This window comes from Scleromatobacter humisilvae, assembly GCF_023231945.1.
Classification (GTDB): Bacteria; Pseudomonadota; Gammaproteobacteria; order Burkholderiales; family Burkholderiaceae_C; genus Scleromatobacter; species Scleromatobacter humisilvae.
The window spans coordinates 198,663-215,262 of the sequence record NZ_JAJLJH010000007.1 but is presented as its reverse complement, the minus strand read 5'-3'; the positions used below and the strand labels follow the sequence as shown (position 1 = coordinate 215,262).

Here is a 16,600-nt window from a genome sequence, read left to right as displayed (position 1 = left end):
CGCTGCCCCCCGCGGGGGCGCTCAGCGCCTTCGGGCGGCCGGGCGGCGCTGACATGCCACTCACGCGCCTGAAATCCCCCGCCGCCGCGGCCCGCTGGCTCAAGTCCTGGGTCACCGGCACGCTGCGCACCGACAGCCGCGCCATCCAGCCCGACGACGGCTTCATCGCCTGGCCGGGCTACGCCAACGACGGCCGCGCGTTCGTCGCGAGCGCGCTCGCGGCGGGCGCGTCCACGTGCCTCGTCGAGGAGAAGGAAGTCGACCCGTTCGGCTTCGAGGACGCGCGCATCGCGACGCTGAAGAACATGAAGGCCGCCACCGGCCAGATCGCCGCGGCGTTCTTCGACGAGCCCAGCCAGGTGCTCAAGGTCGTGGCCACGACCGGCACCAACGGCAAGACGTCGACCGCGTGGTGGACGGCGCAGACGCTGAACCTGCTGGGCAAGCGGGCGGGCTTCATCGGCACGCTGGGCGTGGGCGTGCCGCCGCTGCCGATGCCTGTCGCGACGGGCGATTCGACGCAGGACTGGACCATCAAGGCCACCGGCCTGACGACGCCCGACCCCGTCCTGCTGCAGGCCGCGTTCCGCCGCATGGCCGACGACGGCTTCGCCGCGTGCGCGATCGAGGCCAGCTCGATCGGCATCGTCGAACAGCGCCTCGCCGGCACGCGCATCGAAGTGGCGCTGTTCACGAACTTCACGCGCGACCACCTCGACTACCACGGCAGCATGGACAACTACTGGGCCGCCAAGCGCCTGTTGTTCGGCTGGGTGGGCCTGAAGTCCGCGGTGATCAACATCGACGACGACGCCGGCGCGCTGCTGGCCGACGAGCTGCGCCGCGGCCAGATCGACTCGTGGACGTATTCGACGCGCGCCGACTCGGGCGCGCGCCTGATCGCCGACGAGATCGGCTATCGCGATGGCGGCCTGGCCTTCACGCTGGTGGAGGACGTGGCCGTCGGTGGCCGTGCGCGCCGCGAGCCGGTCACGACCACGCTGATCGGCGACTACAACGTGCACAACCTGCTGGCCGTGATCGGCGGACTGCGTGCGCAGGGCGTGATGATGGTCGATGCCGCGCGCGTGGCCGGGCTCGTCACGCCGGTGCCGGGGCGCATGCAGCGCGTCGCGGCGGGCGCGGTCGGCCAGCCGGAAGTGGTGGTCGACTACGCGCACACGCCCGATGCGCTCGAGAAGGTCATCGCCGCGCTGCGGCCGCTCGCCGACGCGCGCGGCGGCAAGCTGGTCTGCGTGTTCGGCTGCGGCGGCGACCGCGACGCGACCAAGCGTCCGCTGATGGGCGAGATCGCCGCGCGCCTGGCCGACCAGGCCGTCGTCACCAGCGACAACCCGCGCGGCGAGGATCCGCAGAAGATCGTCGACCAGATCGCGGCCGGCGCGTTCGACGGCAACCCGGTCGTCAAGATCGTCGACCGCCGCGAGGCCATCGCGAAGGTGCTCGCCGATGCGGGCGCGAGCGACGTCGTGCTGATCGCGGGCAAGGGCCACGAGGACTATCAAGAGGTCCTGGGCGTGCGCCATCCGTTCTCGGATGTCGACGAGGCGCTGGCCGGCCTGAAGAAGCGGGGCCTTGCCGCATGACGACCTTCATGACGCTCGCGGACGCGGTCGCGTTGGTGCCCGGGGCGGCACTCGTCGGCGACGGCGCGCGCGCGTTCGAGCGCGTGCACACGGACACGCGCACGCTGCGCGCGGGCGACCTGTTCGTCGCGCTGAAGGGCGAGCGCTTCGACGCGCACGACTTCCTGCCGCAGGCGCGCGCCGCGGGCGCGGTCGCGGCGATCGGCACGCATGGCGTCGCGGAGGCGGGGCTCGACGGACTCGTCGTGACCGACTCGCTGCTCGCGCTGCAGCAGCTCGCGACGGGCTGGCGCCGGCGTTTCGACGGCCCGGTGATCGCGGTCACGGGCAGCAACGGCAAGACCACCGTGACGCAGATGATCGCGTCCATCCTGCGCGCCGCGCACGGCGACGCCGCGCATGCGACCGCGGGCAATCTCAACAACCACATCGGCGTGCCGTTGACGGTGTTGCAGCTGCGTGCGGCGCACCGCGCCGCGGTCATCGAGCTGGGCATGAACCACCCGGGCGAGATCGCCGTGCTAGCCGCGATCGCGCAGCCGACGGTCGCGCTCGTCAACAACGCGCAGCGCGAGCACCAGGAGTTCATGGGCACGGTCGAGGCCGTGGCGCGCGAGAACGGCGCGGCGATCGAGGCGCTGCCCGCCGATGGCGTCGCCGTGTTCCCGTGCGACGACGACTACGCCGACGTCTGGCAGGCGCAGGCCGCCGGCCGCCGCTGCCTGCGCTTCTCGCTCGCCGACGAGTCGGACGGTGCGTGGCCCCGCTGCGAGATCTCGGCCCGCGCGCGCTGGGTCGACACCGAGTGGCACGTGGAGATGACCACGCCCGAGGGCCAGGTGCGCCTGGTGCTGCGCGTGGCCGGCCGCCACAACGTGCGCAACGCGCTGGCCGCGACCGCCGCGACGCTGGGCGCGGGCATCGCGCTGGCCGACGTCGTGCGCGGCCTCGAGGCCTTCGCGCCGGTCAAGGGCCGCTCGCAGCTGAAGTCGCTGCGTCGCGGTGGCAAGACGATCCCGCTGGTCGACGACACCTACAACGCGAACCCGGACTCGGTGCGCGCCGCCATCGACGTCCTCGCCGGGCTGCCCGCGCCGCGCTGGCTGCTGCTGGGCGACATGGGCGAGGTTGGCGACCAGGGGCCGGCGTTCCACGAGGAGATCGGTGCCTTTGCTGCGCAGCGCGGCATCGACAACTTCTGGTGCGCCGGCACGCTGTGCACGCATGCCGCGCAGGCCTACGGCGCGGGCGCACGCCACTTCGCGGATACCCCCGCGCTGCTCGCGGCCCTCGGCGATTCGTCCGCCGCCGAGCCGGCGTTCGCGTCGGTGCTCGCCAAGGGCTCGCGCTTCATGGGCATGGAGCGCGTGGTCGCGCTGCTGATCGCGCACGACGACAAGGGGGCCGACCATGCTGCTTAGCCTCGCCTCCTGGCTGCAGGAGCACTACCCGCAGAGCTTCGGCTTCCTGCGCGTGTTCCAGTACCACACGTTCCGCGCGGTGATGGCCGCGATGACGGCGCTGCTGATCGGGCTGTTCTTCGGCCCGTGGGTCATCCGCCGTCTGACGGAATTGAAGATCGGGCAACCGATCCGCGAGTACGGCGTGCAGTCGCACATGGTCAAGCGCGGCACGCCGACGATGGGTGGCGTGCTGGTGCTGATCGGCATCGCCATCGCCACGCTGCTGTGGAGCGACTGGAGCAACCGCTTCGTCTGGATCGTGATGCTGGTGACCTTCGGCTTCGGGGCGATCGGCTGGTCGGATGACTGGCGCAAGGTCGTGAAGAAGAATCCCGAAGGCATGCCGTCGCGCGAGAAGTTCGTCTGGCAGTCCCTGATCGGCCTGGTCGCCGCGCTGTACCTGGCCTTCAGCGTGTCGGAGACATCCAACCTGCGCGTGCTGGAGCTGTTCGTGCGCTGGGTGCAGAGCGGCTTCGCCAACGACCTGCCGCCCAAGGCCGACCTGATGCTGCCGTTCTTCAAGACGGTGAGCTACCCCCTCGGGGTATTCGGCTTCATCGCGATGACCTACTTCGTGATCGTCGGCGCCAGCAACGCGGTCAACCTGACCGACGGGCTCGACGGCCTGGCCATCATGCCGGTGGTGCTCGTCGCCGGCGCGCTGGGTCTGTTCGCGTACGTGGTCGGCAACGCGGTGTACTCCAAGTACCTGCTGTTCCCGTACATCCCGGGCGCGGGCGAGCTGCTGATCTTCTGCTCCGCGATCGCGGGCGCGGGGCTCGCGTTCCTTTGGTTCAACGCGCATCCGGCGCAGGTGTTCATGGGTGACGTCGGCGCGCTGTCGCTGGGCGGCGCGCTCGGCACGATCGCCGTGATCACGCGCCAGGAGATCGTGCTCGGGATCATGGGCGGCGTGTTCGTCGCCGAGGCGCTGTCGGTGATGGCGCAGGTGAGCTGGTTCAAGTACACGAAGCGCAAGTACGGCGAAGGCCGCCGCATCCTGAAGATGGCGCCGCTGCACCACCATTTCGAGAAGTCCGGCTGGACCGAGACGCAGGTCGTGATCCGCTTCTGGATCGTCACGATGCTGCTGTGCCTGGTGGGGCTGGCGAGTTTGAAGCTGCGTTGATTCGAGTGAAAGACAAGTGAGCGATCTCTCCGAAAAGAACGTGCTGATCCTGGGGCTGGGTGCCTCGGGTCTGGCCATGGCGCGCTGGTGCGCGGGCCAGGGCGCGCGCGTTCGCGTGTGGGACTCGCGTGAGAATCCGCCGCAGGCCGCGGCGCTGGCGGCCGAGGTGGCGGGCAGCGCGTTGTTCTCGGGCGAGCTGTCCGCCGGATCGCTGGACGGCATCGCCCGCGTCTACAAGAGCCCGGGCCTGAGCCCGAGCGACGCGCGCCTCGCGCCGCTGCTGCAGGCCGCCAAGCTGGCCAACGTGCCGGTGCGCGGCGAGCTCGACCTCTTTTCGCAGGCGCTCGCGCAGCTGAAGGCCGAGCGCGGCTACGTGCCGAAGATCCTCGCGATCACCGGCACCAACGGCAAGACGACGACGACGTCGCTGACCGGCCAGCTCGTCGAGCGCGCCGGCCGCAGCGTGGCCGTGGCCGGCAACATCGGCCCGACGATGCTGGACACCCTCGCCGCCGCGATCGCCGCGCAGGCGGTGGCCGACGTCGAGGCCGCGGAGCAGGCCGCCGCGCAGGCGTTGATCGACGCCGAGGAGGCCGCCGCGAAGGCTGCGCAGGACGCGATCGACCAGGAGGCCGCGCGCGTGGCCGCCGAGAAGCAGGCCCGGCTCGACGCCGAGCTGGCCGCCGCCGCGGCCGCGAAGGAGGCCGAGGCGCAGGCGAAGGCCCAGGCCAAGGCGGACGCCGCCGCCGCGAAGGCTGCGCGTGCCGAGGCCAAGGCCGCGAAGGCGGCGGCCAAGGCGAATCCGGACGCCGCGCTGGAGATGCCCGTCGAGCCCGAGGACGCGATCGACGCCGAGCTCGTCGAGACCGACGACGCCGACGAGCTGCGCGAACTCTCGGCGCTCGATGGCAGCGACGTGCCGGCGCAACTGGCCGACGACGTCGACGAACGGCACGCCGACGAGCAGCTCGCCGACGAGGTCGCCGAAGTCCAGGAGGCCGCCAGGCTGCCCGACGACGATGCGCCCGCCATCGCGCTGATCCCGCCGCCGCCGGCCGATCCGGTCTTCAGCCACCTGCCGCAGGTGTGGGTGCTGGAGCTCTCGAGCTTCCAGCTGGACGAGGTGCAGGACTTCAACCCGAGCGCCGCGACCGTCCTCAACGTCACGCAGGACCATCTCGACTGGCACGGCACGATGGCCGCGTATGCCGCGGCGAAGGCGCGCATCTTCGGCACCGACGCGATGCCCGACACCGTCATGGTGATCAACCGCGACGACGCCGCGGTCGAGGCGATGATCCCGCCGCCGGTCACGATCAAGCCGACGCGCCGCGGCGAGCGCGCGAAGCTGGTGTCGCGCCGCGTCGTGCGCTTCGGCCTCGACGCGCCGCGCGCGCCGGGCGACTTCGGCCTGGTCGACGAGGGCGGCATGGCGTGGCTGGTGCGCGCGATGGAGCTCGATCCGACGATCAAGCGCAAGGCCGGCGACGAGGACGACCTCGTGATCCAGCGCCTGATGCCGGCCGACGCGCTGCGCATCCGCGGCCGCCACAACGCGTCCAATGCGCTGGCGTCGCTGGCGCTCGCGTCGTCGGTGGGCATCCCGCTCGCGCCGATGCTGCACGGGCTGCGCGAGTACCGCGGCGAGCCGCACCGCGTCGAGCCGATCGGCATGATCGGCGCGGTCGAGTTCTTCGACGACTCGAAGGGCACCAACGTCGGCGCGACCGTCGCCGCGCTGAACGGCCTCGGGCAGGATCGCGCGCCGAGCAAGCTCGTCGTCATCCTCGGCGGCGACGGCAAGGGCCAGGACTTCGCGCCGCTGGCCGAGCCGCTGCGCCGCCACGCGCGCGCGGCCGCGACGATCGGCAAGGACGCCGAAGGCCTCGAGGCCGTGCTGCAGGCGGCCGGCGTGCGCTTCGAACGCCACGCGACGCTCGAAGAGGCCACGCGCTGGGCGCACAAGCAGGCCGAGGGTTCCGACGCCGTGCTGCTGAGCCCGGCCTGCGCGAGCCTGGACATGTTCCGCGACTACAAGCATCGCGCGGACGTGTTCGTCGCGGCGGTACGCGCGATCGCGGATGACGCCGGCGAGGTGCTCGCATGAGTGTCTTCGCCGCCATCAAGCAGCACGTGCCCGAGTGGCCGGGCTTCCGTCCGGCCGAGTGGTTCCGCAAGCGCCGCGAGGCCGCGTCGGGCGACGAGCGCGTGCCGATCCGCGACTGGGTCGACGCGGGCCGGCCGGCGCGCGTGATGGGCGTCGATTCCGCGTTGATCTGGGTGACGTGCGCGCTGCTGGCCTTCGGGCTCGTGATGGTCTATTCGGCGTCGGTCGCGTTGCCGGACAGCCCGCGCTTCGCGCTGTATTCGCCGACGCACTTCCTCAGCCGGCAAGCGGTGTTCATCGCCATCGGGCTCGTCTTCGCGTTCGCCACCACGCAGATCCCCATCTCGGTGTGGGAGAAGTGGGCGCCGTGGCTGTTCGCGCTCGCGATGGTGTTCCTGGCGCTGGTGCTCGTGCCGCACGTGGGCAAGGTCGTCAACGGCTCGCGGCGCTGGATCGCGACGGCGGGCGTCGGCTTCCAGCCCAGCGAGATCGCCAAGCTGGCCATGTGCATGTACGCCGCCAGCTACATGGTCCGCAAGATGGACGTCAAGGAGAACTTCGTCAAGGCGGTGTGGCCGATGGCCGTCGCGCTGGGCCTGATCGGCGTGCTGCTGCTGGCCGAGCCGGACATGGGCGCGTTCATGGTCATCGCCGCCATCGCGCTGGGCGTGCTGTTCCTCGGCGGCGTCAACGGCCGCATGTTCCTGCTCAGCGTGGCGGTGCTGCTGGGCGCGTTCACGCTGATGATCGTGTTCAGCGAGTTCCGCCGCCAGCGCATCTTCGCGTACCTCGATCCGTGGAACCCGACCTACGCCCAGGGCAAGGCCTACCAGCTGACGCACTCGCTGATCGCCTTCGGCCATGGCGAGATCTTCGGCCAGGGCCTGGGCAACTCGATCGAGAAGCTGCACTACCTGCCCGAGGCGCACACCGACTTCCTGCTGGCGGTGATCGGCGAGGAACTGGGCTTTGTCGGCGTGTTCATCGTCGTCACGGCGTTCTTCTGGCTGACGCGGCGCCTGTTCATCATCGGCCGCCAAGCCATCGCGCTCGATCGCGTGTTCGCGGGCCTGATGTGCCAGGGCGTGGGCCTGTGGATGGGCGCGCAGTCGTTCATCAACTTCGGCGTCAACCTGGGCGTGCTGCCCACCAAGGGCCTGACGCTGCCGCTGCTGAGCTACGGCGGCTCGGGCGTGGTGCTCAACCTCGTCGCGCTGGCGCTGGTGCTGCGCGTCGACATGGAAAGCCGCGCGCTGATGCGGGGAGGGCGCACATGAGCGGCGAACTCGCCACGCGCGCGCCACGCCATCTCGTCGTGATGGCCGCGGGCACCGGCGGCCACGTGATGCCGGGACTCGCGGTCGCCCGCGAGGTGCTGGCGCGCGGCTGGACGGTCAGCTGGCTCGGGACCCGAACGGGCATGGAGAACCGCCTCGTGCCGCCGTCCGGCATCCCGCTGGACACGATCAACTTCGCCGGCGTGCGCGGCAAGGGCCTGCTCGGCACCTTCAAGGGCCTGTGGCAGCTGGTGTCGGCGTTCGGCGCCTGCAAGCACATCCTGCGCACGCGCAACGCGTCGGCGGTGCTGGGCATGGGCGGCTATGTCTGCGTGCCGGGCGGCAAGGTCGCGCGCCGCTTGAAGAAGCCGCTGGTGCTGGTCAACGCCGACGCGGCGCTGCTGCTGTCCAACAAGTCGCTGCTGTCTTCGTGCGACCGCATCGCGTTCGGCTTCGACGGCGACGACGCGCGCAAGACGCCCAAGGCGCTGGTCACGGGCAATCCGGTGCGCGCCGAGATCGAGGCGATCGCGCCGCCGGCCGAGCGCTTCGCCAACCGCGCCGGGCCGCTGCGCGTGCTGCTGGTCGGCGGCAGCCTGGGCGCCAAGGTGCTCAACGAGACGCTGCCGCTGGCGCTGAAGCTGATCCCGAAGAACGAGCGTCCGCGCGTCACGCACCAGACGGGCGAGAGGAACTGGGCGTCGGTGCAGGCCGAGTACCACGCGCGCGGCATCGAGGCGGAAGTCATTCCGTTCATCGACGACATGGCGCGCCGCCTTGCCGAGTGCGACCTGATCGTCTGCCGCGCCGGCGCGATCACGGTCAGCGAGCTGTGCGCGGCCGGCGTCGCCAGCATCCTGGTGCCGCTGGTGATCAGCACGACCTCCCATCAACGCGACAACGCCGAGTACATGGCCGAGCGCGGCGCCGCGCGGCACCTTGCGCAGACCGAGCTGACGCCCGAACGGCTGGCCGCGGAACTGCGCGGCGCGACGCGCACGAACCTGCTCGCGATGGCCGAACGCGCGCGCGCGCTGGCGCGCCCGCAGGCGGCGGCTCGCGTCGCCGACGAACTAGAAAGGCTCGTGGCATGAAACACGCAGTCAAGAAGATCCACTTCGTCGGCGTCGGTGGCGCGGGCATGTCGGGCATCGCCGAGATCCTGCACAACCTCGGCTACGCCGTGTCCGGCTCCGACCAGTCCGACAGCGCGACCTCGCGCCGCCTGGCCGATCTCGGCATCCGCATCCACGTCGGCCACGACGCGGCCAACATCGCCGACGCGCAGGCGGTGGTCACGTCGACCGCGGTCAAGGGCGACAACCCCGAGGTGATCGCTGCGCGTTCGCGCCGCATCCCGGTGGTGCCGCGCGCGGTGATGCTGGCCGAGCTGATGCGCCTGAAGAAGGGCATCGCGATCGCGGGCACGCACGGCAAGACGACGACGACGTCGCTGGTCACCAGCGTGCTCGCCGAGGCCGGCGTCGATCCGACCTTCGTCATCGGCGGTCGCCTCAACAGCGCCGGCGCCAACTCGCGCCTCGGCTCGGGCGAGTACATCGTGGTCGAGGCCGACGAGTCCGACGCGTCGTTCCTGAACCTGATGCCGATCCTGTCGGTGGTGACGAACATCGACGCCGACCACATGGACACCTACGGCCACGACTTCGCGCGCCTGAAGGCCGCGTTCGTCGAGTTCCTGCACCGCATGCCGTTCTATGGCTCGGCGGTGGTCTGCGGCGACGATCCCGGCGTGCGCTCCATCATCCCGATGATCTCGCGTCCGGTGATCACCTACGGCATGAACGAGGACGTGCAGGTGCGCGCCGTCAACGTGCAGGCACTGGAGGGCGGCCAGATGCGCTTCACGTGCCAGCGCCGCAACGGCGTGCAGATGCCCGACCTCGAGATCACGCTGAACCTGCCGGGCGAGCACAACGTGCGCAACGCGCTGGCCACCATCGCCGTGGCCACCGAGCTGGAGCTGCCCGACGCCGCGATCGCGCGCGCGCTCGAGAGCTTCACCGGCGTCGGCCGGCGCTTCCAGAGCTACGGCCAGCAGCCGGTCGATGCCGACAAGGGCGGCGGCACCTTCATGCTGATCGACGACTACGGGCACCATCCGGTCGAGATGGCCGCGGTCATTGCCGCCGCGCGCGGCGCATTCCCGCGCCGTCGCCTGGTGCTCGCGTTCCAGCCGCACCGCTTCACGCGCACGCGCGACTGCTTCGAGGACTTCGTCAAGGTGATGGGCCAGGCCGACTCGATCCTGCTGACCGAGGTGTATTCGGCCGGCGAGGCGCCGATCGTCGCGGCGGACGGCCGCTCGCTGGCGCGCGCGTTGCGCGTGGCGGGCAAGGTCGATCCGGTGTTCGTCGACGACGTCGGCGATCTCGCGGCGGCCATCGTCGACCATGCGCGCGACGGCGACGTCGTCATCTCGATGGGCGCCGGCTCGATCGCGGCGGTGCCGCAACGCGTCGTCGACATCAAGGCACAGCCACTGAACGGAGGCGCGCAATGAACTTCATGTCATTGACCCCCAACGAAGCGAGCAGGCTCGGCAAGGTCGCCGTGCTGATGGGCGGCACGTCGGCCGAACGCGAGATCTCGCTGCTGTCGGGCACGGGCGTGCTGGCGGCGTTGAAGTCGCAAGGCTTCGACGCGCACGCGTTCGACCCGGCCGAGCGCCCGCTGGACGACCTCAAGCGCGAGGGCTTCGCGCGGTGCTTCATCGCGCTGCACGGCCGCCTCGGCGAGGACGGCTGCGTGCAGGGCGCGCTGGAGCTGATGGGCATCCCGTACACGGGCCCGGGGCCGATGGCCTGCGCGATCGCGATGGACAAGGTCATGACCAAGCGGGTCTGGCGCGCCGAAGTGCTGCCCACGCCGCGCGGCCGCGTGCTGAGCCGCGAGGAGCAGGTCGACAAGTACATCAGCAAGGTGCCCGACGAACTCGGGCTGCCGCTGATCGTCAAGCCGCCGCACGAGGGCTCGTCGGTGGGCGTGACCAAGGTGCGCAGCTGGTCGCAGATGCAGGAGGCCGTCGACCTGGCCGCGGGCTACGACGTCGATGTGCTGTGCGAGGAGTTCATCGACGGCGACGAGGTGACGGTGGCCGTCGTCGGCGAGGGCTGGGACACGATGGCGCTGCCGGTCGTTCGCATCGTCGCGCCAGAAGGCAAGTACGACCTGCAGAACAAGTACTTCACCGACGTCGTGAAGTACCACTGCCCGAGCGGCCTGCCCGAGGCCGAGGAGAAGGCCGTGCAGCGTCTGGCCGTCGCGGCCTATCGCGCGCTCGGCTGCCGCAGCTGGAGCCGCGCCGACCTGATCATCCGCGGCCACGACCGCAAGCCCTTCCTCATCGAGATGAACACCTCGCCGGGCATGACCAGCCACTCGCTGGTGCCGATGGCCGCGCGCGCGGTGGGACTGTCGTACGAGGCGCTGTGCGCACACCTGATCGCCACCGCCGCGCTCGACCCGGTCGGCCGCGGCGGCAAGCCCGCGAAGAACGAACAACCGACGGCGTAGGACCATGCTGCTGCGCCAACCCGCCACCGCCACCGCCGCGCCCGCCAGCGCGCTGCCGGTGGACGTGCGCCTGATGAATGCGATCGCCGCGATCGTCTTCACGCTGGCGCTGGTGGCGCTGGTGGCCGCGGCGCTCGGCTGGGCGGCGCGCCGGCCGCAGTTCCAGTTCGCCGACGTGCGCCTCGAGGGCGACCTGCAGCGCAACAGCGTGACCACCGTGCGCGCCAACGCGATGCCGCACCTCGCGGGCAACTTCTTCACGATGGACCTGGCGCACACGCGCGCGGCCTTCGAGCAGGTGCCGTGGGTGCGCCACGCCGTGGTGCGACGCGTGTGGCCGAACCAGCTGGTCGTCTCGCTCGAGGAGCACCAGCCCGTCGCGCTGTGGGAAGGCGACGAGAGCAGCGACAAGATGGTCAACAGCCACGGCGAGGTCTTCGAGGCCAACGTCGGCGACGTCGAGGACGACAGCCTGCCGCAGTTCGCGGGCCCCGACGGCACGTCGGCGCAGGTGCTGGACATGTACCGCCGCCTGCAGCCGATGTTCGCCAGCATGGACACCGAAGTGACGACGCTGCGGCTGTCGGGCCGCGGCAGCTGGAAGGTGGAGCTCGACGACGGCGCGGCGATCGAGCTCGGTCGCGGCACGCCCGACGAGGTGGTGGAGCGCACGACGCGCTTCATCCGCACGCTGCCGCAGCTGCTTCACAAGTTCAACGCGCCGCTGGAGAGCGCGGATCTGCGGCATGCAGAAGGTTACGCCGTGAAGTTGAAGGGACTGTCGGTGAACGCTGACGCGAAGCAGCCGCAACAGGCCTCTGGCAAGCAATAGGAATCGACACAGCAATGGCCAAGGAATACAAGGATCTCGTCGTCGGCCTGGACATCGGCACCGCGAAAGTGATGGCCGTCGTCGCCGAGATACTGCCGGGCGGCGAGCTGCGGCTCGCGGGCCTGGGCGTCGCGCCGACGCATGGCCTGAAGCGCGGGGTCGTGGTCAACATCGACGCCACGGTGCAGTCCATCCAGCAGGCCTTGAAGGAGGCCGAGATGATGGCCGACTGCAAGATCTCGCGCGTCTACACCGGCATCACCGGCAGCCACATCCGCGGCCAGAATTCGACGGGCATGGTGATCGTGCGCGACAACCGCGAGGTCACGCCCACCGACATGGCCCGCGTCGTGGAGACGGCCAAGGCGATCAACATCCCCAACGACCAGCGCGTGCTGCTGGTCGAGCCGCAGGAATTCGTGATCGACGGTCACGAGGTCAAGGAGCCGATCGGCATGAGCGGCAGCCGGCTCGAGGTGCGCGTGCACATCGTCACCGGCGCGCAGAGCGCGGCCGAGAACATCGTCAAGTGCGTGCGCCGCTGTGGGCTCGAGGTCGACCAGCTCGTGCTGAACCCGAGCGCGTCGAGCCAGGCGGTGCTGACGCAGGACGAGATGGATCTCGGCGTCGCGCTGGTGGACATCGGCGCCGGCACCACCGACGTCGCGATCTTCACGGGCGGCTCGATCCGCCACACCGCGGTGATCCCGATCGCCGGCGACCTGATCACGAGCGACATCGCGATGGCGCTGCGCACGCCCACGAAGGACGCCGAGGAGATCAAGGTCGAATACGGCGTCGCCAAGCAACTGCTCGCCGACGCCACCGAGCAGGTGGAAGTGCCGGGCCTCGGCGACCGGGCACCCCGCATGCTCTCGCGGCAGGCGCTGGCGGGCGTGATCGAGCCGCGCGTCGAGGAGATCTTCTCGCTGGTGCACCAGGTCATTCGCGAGTCGGGCTGCGAGGAGCTGCTGTCCTCCGGCATCGTCCTGACCGGCGGCACCGCGGTGATGCCGGGCATGGTGGAACTCGGCGAGGACATCTTCCTCAAGCCCGTCCGCAAGGGTCTGCCGACCTATTCGGGCGCGCTGTTCGACATGGTCGCCAACCCGCGTTCGGCGACCGTCATGGGCCTGCTGGAGGAAGCGCGCGTCGCGCACAGCCGCGGGCACAAGGCCGCGGCGCAGGCGGGATCGATGCAGACGTTCTTCGGCAAGGCGAAGGACTGGTTCATGGGGAATTTCTGAGATGACGAGAGATGGTGAGCCCCCTGGTCCGGGCTGCGCCCGGCCCTCCCCCCGAGGGGGGCCGGCGAGCTTGGGGCGGCCCGGCGCTCGCCGAAGAGGCGTCATCCGCATAAGGCCCGGCGCGCACGACGCGATCGAGTCGCAGCTCTTTGGGTCTAGAGGTACGGGTTTGAAGCACAGGCAACTGCAACAGGTTAATAGGAAGGAAGGCACATCATGGCAATCGAGATGATCGAACCGTTTGATCAGGGCACGCAGATCAAGGTGATTGGCGTCGGTGGCGGTGGCGGCAACGCCGTCGAACACATGCTCAACGAGGGCGTCCAGGGCGTCGAGTTCGTCTGCGCGAACACGGACGCGCAGGCGCTGAACCGTTCGGGTGCGACCCAGATCATCCAGCTGGGTGGCAAGGGCCTGGGCGCGGGCGGCAAGCCCGAAGTCGGCCGCGCCGCGGCCGAGGAAGCGGTGGAGGAGATCAAGGCCGCGATCTCGGGCGCCAACATGCTGTTCATCACGGCCGGCATGGGCGGCGGCACGGGCACCGGCGCCGCGCCGGTGATCGCGCGCGTGGCCAAGGAGATGGGCATCCTGACCGTGGGCGTCGTCACCAAGCCGTTCGAGTTCGAGGGCAATCGCCGCATGAAGTCGGCCGACGCCGGCGTGCAGGAACTGGAAGCGAACGTCGACTCGCTGATCGTGGTGCTCAACGAGAAGCTGCTGGAAGTGCTGGGCGACGACGTCACGCAGGACCAGGCCTTCGCGTACGCCAACGACGTGCTGAAGAACGCCGTCGGCGGCATCTCGGACATCATCCACATCCCGGGCCTCGTCAACGTCGACTTCGAGGACGTCAAGACCGTGATGAGCGAGCCCGGCAAGGCGATGATGGGCACCGCCATCGCCACCGGCCCGGATCGCGCGACCAAGGCCGCCGACGCGGCCGTGGCCTGCCCGCTGCTCGAAGGCATCGACCTGTCCGGCGCCAAGGGCGTGCTGGTGCTGATCGCGGCGTCTCGTTCGACGTTCAAGCTGTCGGAGAGCAAGCTGGCGATGAACACCATCCGCCGCTACGCCGCGGAAGAAGCGCACGTGATCTTCGGCACCGCCTACGACGAGACGCTGGGCGACCAGCTGCGCGTCACGGTGATCGCCACGGGCCTGTCGCAGTCGCGCCGCGCCCAGGCGCCGCTGACGGTGATCCAGACCACGCAGGCGCTGCGCACCGGCACCGACAACCTGCCGATCATGGGCAACCAGATGCCGCAGATGCCGCAGACCATGAACAACGCGCCGATGATGGGCGCGGCGCAGGCGCATGCCGGCCAGCCCGCGCCGGCGATGCCGACCAATCCGGACTACGGCCACCTGGGCACGCCCAGCGTCTGGCGCCATCGCCAGCATGCCGCGGCCAAGGTCGAGGCGCTGAGCTCGCACGGCATGGATGAAATCGAGATTCCGGCCTTCTTGCGCAAGCAGGCGGATTGAGGGAGTCTTGGACCAGCCGGCGCCGTGGTGGCGCCGGACGGTTCGCACACACCGCCCGAACGCGCATCGACGCGTGGGCGGCGGAGGTGCGTCGACTCGACGCAGGCAGGAGGCCGGAATGCGGCAGTGGGATGACATGATCGCGCGGACCCTCGCGGCGATGGGGCTGGCCTGCGCGGTCGGCGCGGCCGTCGCAGTGCCGACGCAGGCGGAGCAGGCGCGCCTGTGGGACGAGGTCGGCCGTGTGGCCGTGAAGGGCCCGGCGGACGTCGCGCTGCTCGACCAGGCCGTGCTGCACGTCCCGGCGGGCGAGATTTTCGTGCCGCAGCCGCAGGCCGACCGGCTGCTGGATCTGTTCGGCAACCCGGGCAGCAACCCCGACATGCCCGGCCTGATCCTGCCGCGCGACCCGAAGGCGAGCTGGTTCATGCCGGTGCGCTTCCAGGCCACCGGCTACATCAAGGACGACGACGCCCGCACCTGGAACGCCGACGAGATGCTGCGCAGCCTCGAGACCGGCACCGACGAGCAGAACCGCGAGCGCGAGAAGGCCGGCGTGCCGGCGATGGAGGTGACGGGCTGGAGCGAGCCGCCACGCTACGACGGCGCGACGCATCGCCTCGCGTGGGCGCTGAGCTCGCGCGTCGCGGGCGCGAAGGACGACGCACCGCGGCTCGTCAACTACAACACGTACGCGCTCGGCCGTGACGGCTATCTCATGATGAACCTGGTCACGGCGCTGTCGGACCTGCCCGCGTTGAAGCCCGTCGCGGAACAACAGCTCGCGGCGCTGGAATTCAACGCCGGCAAGCGCTACGCGGACTTCGACGCGAAGACCGATCGCACGGCCGCCTACGGGCTCTCGACGCTGATCGTGGGCATCACGCAGCCGCGCCTGGGCTTCATCCCGGCGGCGCAGGCCTTCGCGGCGCAGTCGATGAAGGCCATCTTGCTGGCCGTGGTCCTGCTGGCGGCGGTCGCCTTCATCTTCTGGCGTCGCAAGCAGCGCCGCACGCCCGTGCCGCCCTTCGTCCACACCGTGGCCGACGCGCCCGGCAGCGCGCGCCCCGCGGTCGACGTCGACCTCGGCGACGACGCCGCGTCCGCCGACACGGGCCGCCGCCCGGCCTGATCCTCATTCCGATTGCGACGATGTCCCGCATCTTTCTCCTGCTGCTCGCCGGCCTGAAGTTCGGCAAGCTCTTCGGCACCGTCGGCACGATGCTGATCGCGGTCGGCGTGTACGCGATCGTGTTCGGCTGGCGCTATGCGGTGGGCATCGTGGCGATGCTGTTCGTTCACGAGATGGGGCACTTCATGGCGGCGCGCCAGCGCGGCCTTGCCGTCGGCCTGCCGACGTTCATTCCCTTCGTCGGCGCCTGGACCGAGCTGAAGGATCGGCCCCACGACGCCGAGACCGATGCCTACATCGCGCTGGCCGGCCCGATGATCGGCACCGTGGCCGCGATCGGCGCGTACTTCCTGGGGCGCAACGACGGCCCCAACTGGCTGCTGGCGGTGTCGTACACCGGGTTCCTGCTCAACCTGATCAACATGATCCCGCTGCCGCCGCTGGACGGCGGACGCATCACGGCGGTGCTGTCGCCGCGCATCTGGCTGCTGGGCGTGCCCATCATCGGCGCGCTGCTATGGTTCCACTTCAGCATGATCCTGCTGCTCGTCGCGATCCTGGCCTTCCCGCACGTGATGGCCGCGCTGCGCTTCGACAAGAACCATCCCGACAACCAGCGCTACTTCGAGGTCAGCCCGCGCGTGCGCTGGGAATACGGCCTGCTGTATGTGGGCCTGATCGCCTTCCTCGCGTACATGGTCAACGACGTGCAGCGCGAGCTGAGCGGCGTCAGCCGCTACGACACGCGGCAGACGGAGTCGGGCGACGTCTGATCCCGAGGAAT

At 70.3% G+C, this 16,600-nt stretch carries 13 protein-coding genes; all 13 read left to right on the top strand.

The genetic code is table 11. The features are described from left to right. Nucleotides 1-53: 53 nt before the first annotated feature. The 13 genes from LPC04_RS21085 (at nucleotide 54) to LPC04_RS21025 (ending at nucleotide 16,589) form a co-directional block, all read left to right on the top strand. Nucleotides 54-1,607: a UDP-N-acetylmuramoyl-L-alanyl-D-glutamate--2,6-diaminopimelate ligase gene (locus tag LPC04_RS21085; RefSeq protein ID WP_275684256.1), complete on the top strand. Its 1,554-nt coding sequence runs from the start codon at nucleotides 54-56 to the stop codon at nucleotides 1,605-1,607. Beyond that, nucleotides 1,604-3,028: a UDP-N-acetylmuramoyl-tripeptide--D-alanyl-D-alanine ligase gene (locus LPC04_RS21080; protein WP_275684255.1), complete on the top strand. Its 1,425-nt coding sequence runs from the start codon at nucleotides 1,604-1,606 to the stop codon at nucleotides 3,026-3,028. The genes LPC04_RS21085 and LPC04_RS21080 overlap by 4 nt, the downstream gene beginning before the upstream one ends. Next, nucleotides 3,018-4,199: a phospho-N-acetylmuramoyl-pentapeptide-transferase gene (gene mraY / locus LPC04_RS21075; protein ID WP_275684254.1), complete on the top strand. Its 1,182-nt coding sequence runs from the start codon at nucleotides 3,018-3,020 to the stop codon at nucleotides 4,197-4,199. The genes LPC04_RS21080 and mraY overlap by 11 nt, the downstream gene beginning before the upstream one ends. Before the next feature lie 16 nt (nucleotides 4,200-4,215). After that, nucleotides 4,216-6,306 carry a UDP-N-acetylmuramoyl-L-alanine--D-glutamate ligase gene (gene murD / locus LPC04_RS21070; protein ID WP_338055456.1) on the top strand — a complete coding sequence of 697 codons (2,091 nt, stop codon included), beginning with the start codon at nucleotides 4,216-4,218 and terminating at the stop codon, nucleotides 6,304-6,306. Continuing rightward, nucleotides 6,303-7,583, top strand: coding sequence for a putative lipid II flippase FtsW (ftsW, locus tag LPC04_RS21065; protein ID WP_275684253.1), 1,281 nt, complete (start codon nucleotides 6,303-6,305; stop codon nucleotides 7,581-7,583). Before murD ends, ftsW begins: the two co-directional genes overlap by 4 nt. Further along, nucleotides 7,580-8,677, top strand: coding sequence for an undecaprenyldiphospho-muramoylpentapeptide beta-N-acetylglucosaminyltransferase (gene murG / locus LPC04_RS21060; RefSeq protein WP_275684252.1), 1,098 nt, complete (start codon nucleotides 7,580-7,582; stop codon nucleotides 8,675-8,677). The genes ftsW and murG overlap by 4 nt, the downstream gene beginning before the upstream one ends. Continuing rightward, nucleotides 8,674-10,107 carry a UDP-N-acetylmuramate--L-alanine ligase gene (gene murC / locus LPC04_RS21055; RefSeq protein ID WP_275684251.1) on the top strand — a complete coding sequence of 478 codons (1,434 nt, stop codon included), beginning with the start codon at nucleotides 8,674-8,676 and terminating at the stop codon, nucleotides 10,105-10,107. Before murG ends, murC begins: the two co-directional genes overlap by 4 nt. A gap of 5 nt (nucleotides 10,108-10,112) precedes the next feature. After that, nucleotides 10,113-11,120 carry a D-alanine--D-alanine ligase gene (locus tag LPC04_RS21050; RefSeq protein ID WP_275684297.1) on the top strand — a complete coding sequence of 336 codons (1,008 nt, stop codon included), beginning with the start codon at nucleotides 10,113-10,115 and terminating at the stop codon, nucleotides 11,118-11,120. A gap of 4 nt (nucleotides 11,121-11,124) precedes the next feature. Next, nucleotides 11,125-11,952: a cell division protein FtsQ/DivIB gene (locus LPC04_RS21045; RefSeq protein ID WP_275684250.1), complete on the top strand. Its 828-nt coding sequence runs from the start codon at nucleotides 11,125-11,127 to the stop codon at nucleotides 11,950-11,952. A gap of 14 nt (nucleotides 11,953-11,966) precedes the next feature. Next, nucleotides 11,967-13,199 carry a cell division protein FtsA gene (ftsA, locus tag LPC04_RS21040; RefSeq protein ID WP_275684249.1) on the top strand — a complete coding sequence of 411 codons (1,233 nt, stop codon included), beginning with the start codon at nucleotides 11,967-11,969 and terminating at the stop codon, nucleotides 13,197-13,199. 216 nt (nucleotides 13,200-13,415) lie between these two features. Continuing rightward, nucleotides 13,416-14,684 (top strand): cell division protein FtsZ, encoded by a 1,269-nt coding sequence (ftsZ, locus tag LPC04_RS21035; RefSeq protein WP_275684248.1) that lies wholly within the window; start codon nucleotides 13,416-13,418, stop codon nucleotides 14,682-14,684. A 118-nt stretch (nucleotides 14,685-14,802) separates the two neighbouring features. Further along, a complete protein-coding gene (locus LPC04_RS21030) occupies nucleotides 14,803-15,816 on the top strand; it encodes a DUF2167 domain-containing protein (RefSeq protein WP_275684247.1) in 1,014 nt (337 codons plus the stop codon). 20 nt (nucleotides 15,817-15,836) lie between these two features. Continuing rightward, the gene (locus tag LPC04_RS21025; protein ID WP_275684246.1) at nucleotides 15,837-16,589 is read left to right on the top strand and encodes a site-2 protease family protein; all 753 of its coding nucleotides are present in this window, start codon (nucleotides 15,837-15,839) and stop codon (nucleotides 16,587-16,589) included. The last annotated feature ends 11 nt before the right edge of the window (nucleotides 16,590-16,600 follow it).

What these genes read in the sequence shown, in the direction of transcription:
- LPC04_RS21085 (WP_275684256.1), top strand. Translation starts at nt 54, where the DNA reads ATGCCACTCACGCGCCTGAAATCCCCCGCCGCCGCGGCCCGCTGGCTC.
- LPC04_RS21080 (WP_275684255.1), top strand. Translation starts at nt 1,604, where the DNA reads ATGACGACCTTCATGACGCTCGCGGACGCGGTCGCGTTGGTGCCCGGG.
- mraY (WP_275684254.1), top strand. Translation starts at nt 3,018, where the DNA reads ATGCTGCTTAGCCTCGCCTCCTGGCTGCAGGAGCACTACCCGCAGAGC.
- ftsW (WP_275684253.1), top strand. Translation starts at nt 6,303, where the DNA reads ATGAGTGTCTTCGCCGCCATCAAGCAGCACGTGCCCGAGTGGCCGGGC.
- murG (WP_275684252.1), top strand. Translation starts at nt 7,580, where the DNA reads ATGAGCGGCGAACTCGCCACGCGCGCGCCACGCCATCTCGTCGTGATG.
- murC (WP_275684251.1), top strand. Translation starts at nt 8,674, where the DNA reads ATGAAACACGCAGTCAAGAAGATCCACTTCGTCGGCGTCGGTGGCGCG.
- LPC04_RS21050 (WP_275684297.1), top strand. Translation starts at nt 10,113, where the DNA reads ATGTCATTGACCCCCAACGAAGCGAGCAGGCTCGGCAAGGTCGCCGTG.
- LPC04_RS21045 (WP_275684250.1), top strand. Translation starts at nt 11,125, where the DNA reads ATGCTGCTGCGCCAACCCGCCACCGCCACCGCCGCGCCCGCCAGCGCG.
- ftsA (WP_275684249.1), top strand. Translation starts at nt 11,967, where the DNA reads ATGGCCAAGGAATACAAGGATCTCGTCGTCGGCCTGGACATCGGCACC.
- ftsZ (WP_275684248.1), top strand. Translation starts at nt 13,416, where the DNA reads ATGGCAATCGAGATGATCGAACCGTTTGATCAGGGCACGCAGATCAAG.
- LPC04_RS21030 (WP_275684247.1), top strand. Translation starts at nt 14,803, where the DNA reads ATGCGGCAGTGGGATGACATGATCGCGCGGACCCTCGCGGCGATGGGG.
- LPC04_RS21025 (WP_275684246.1), top strand. Translation starts at nt 15,837, where the DNA reads ATGTCCCGCATCTTTCTCCTGCTGCTCGCCGGCCTGAAGTTCGGCAAG.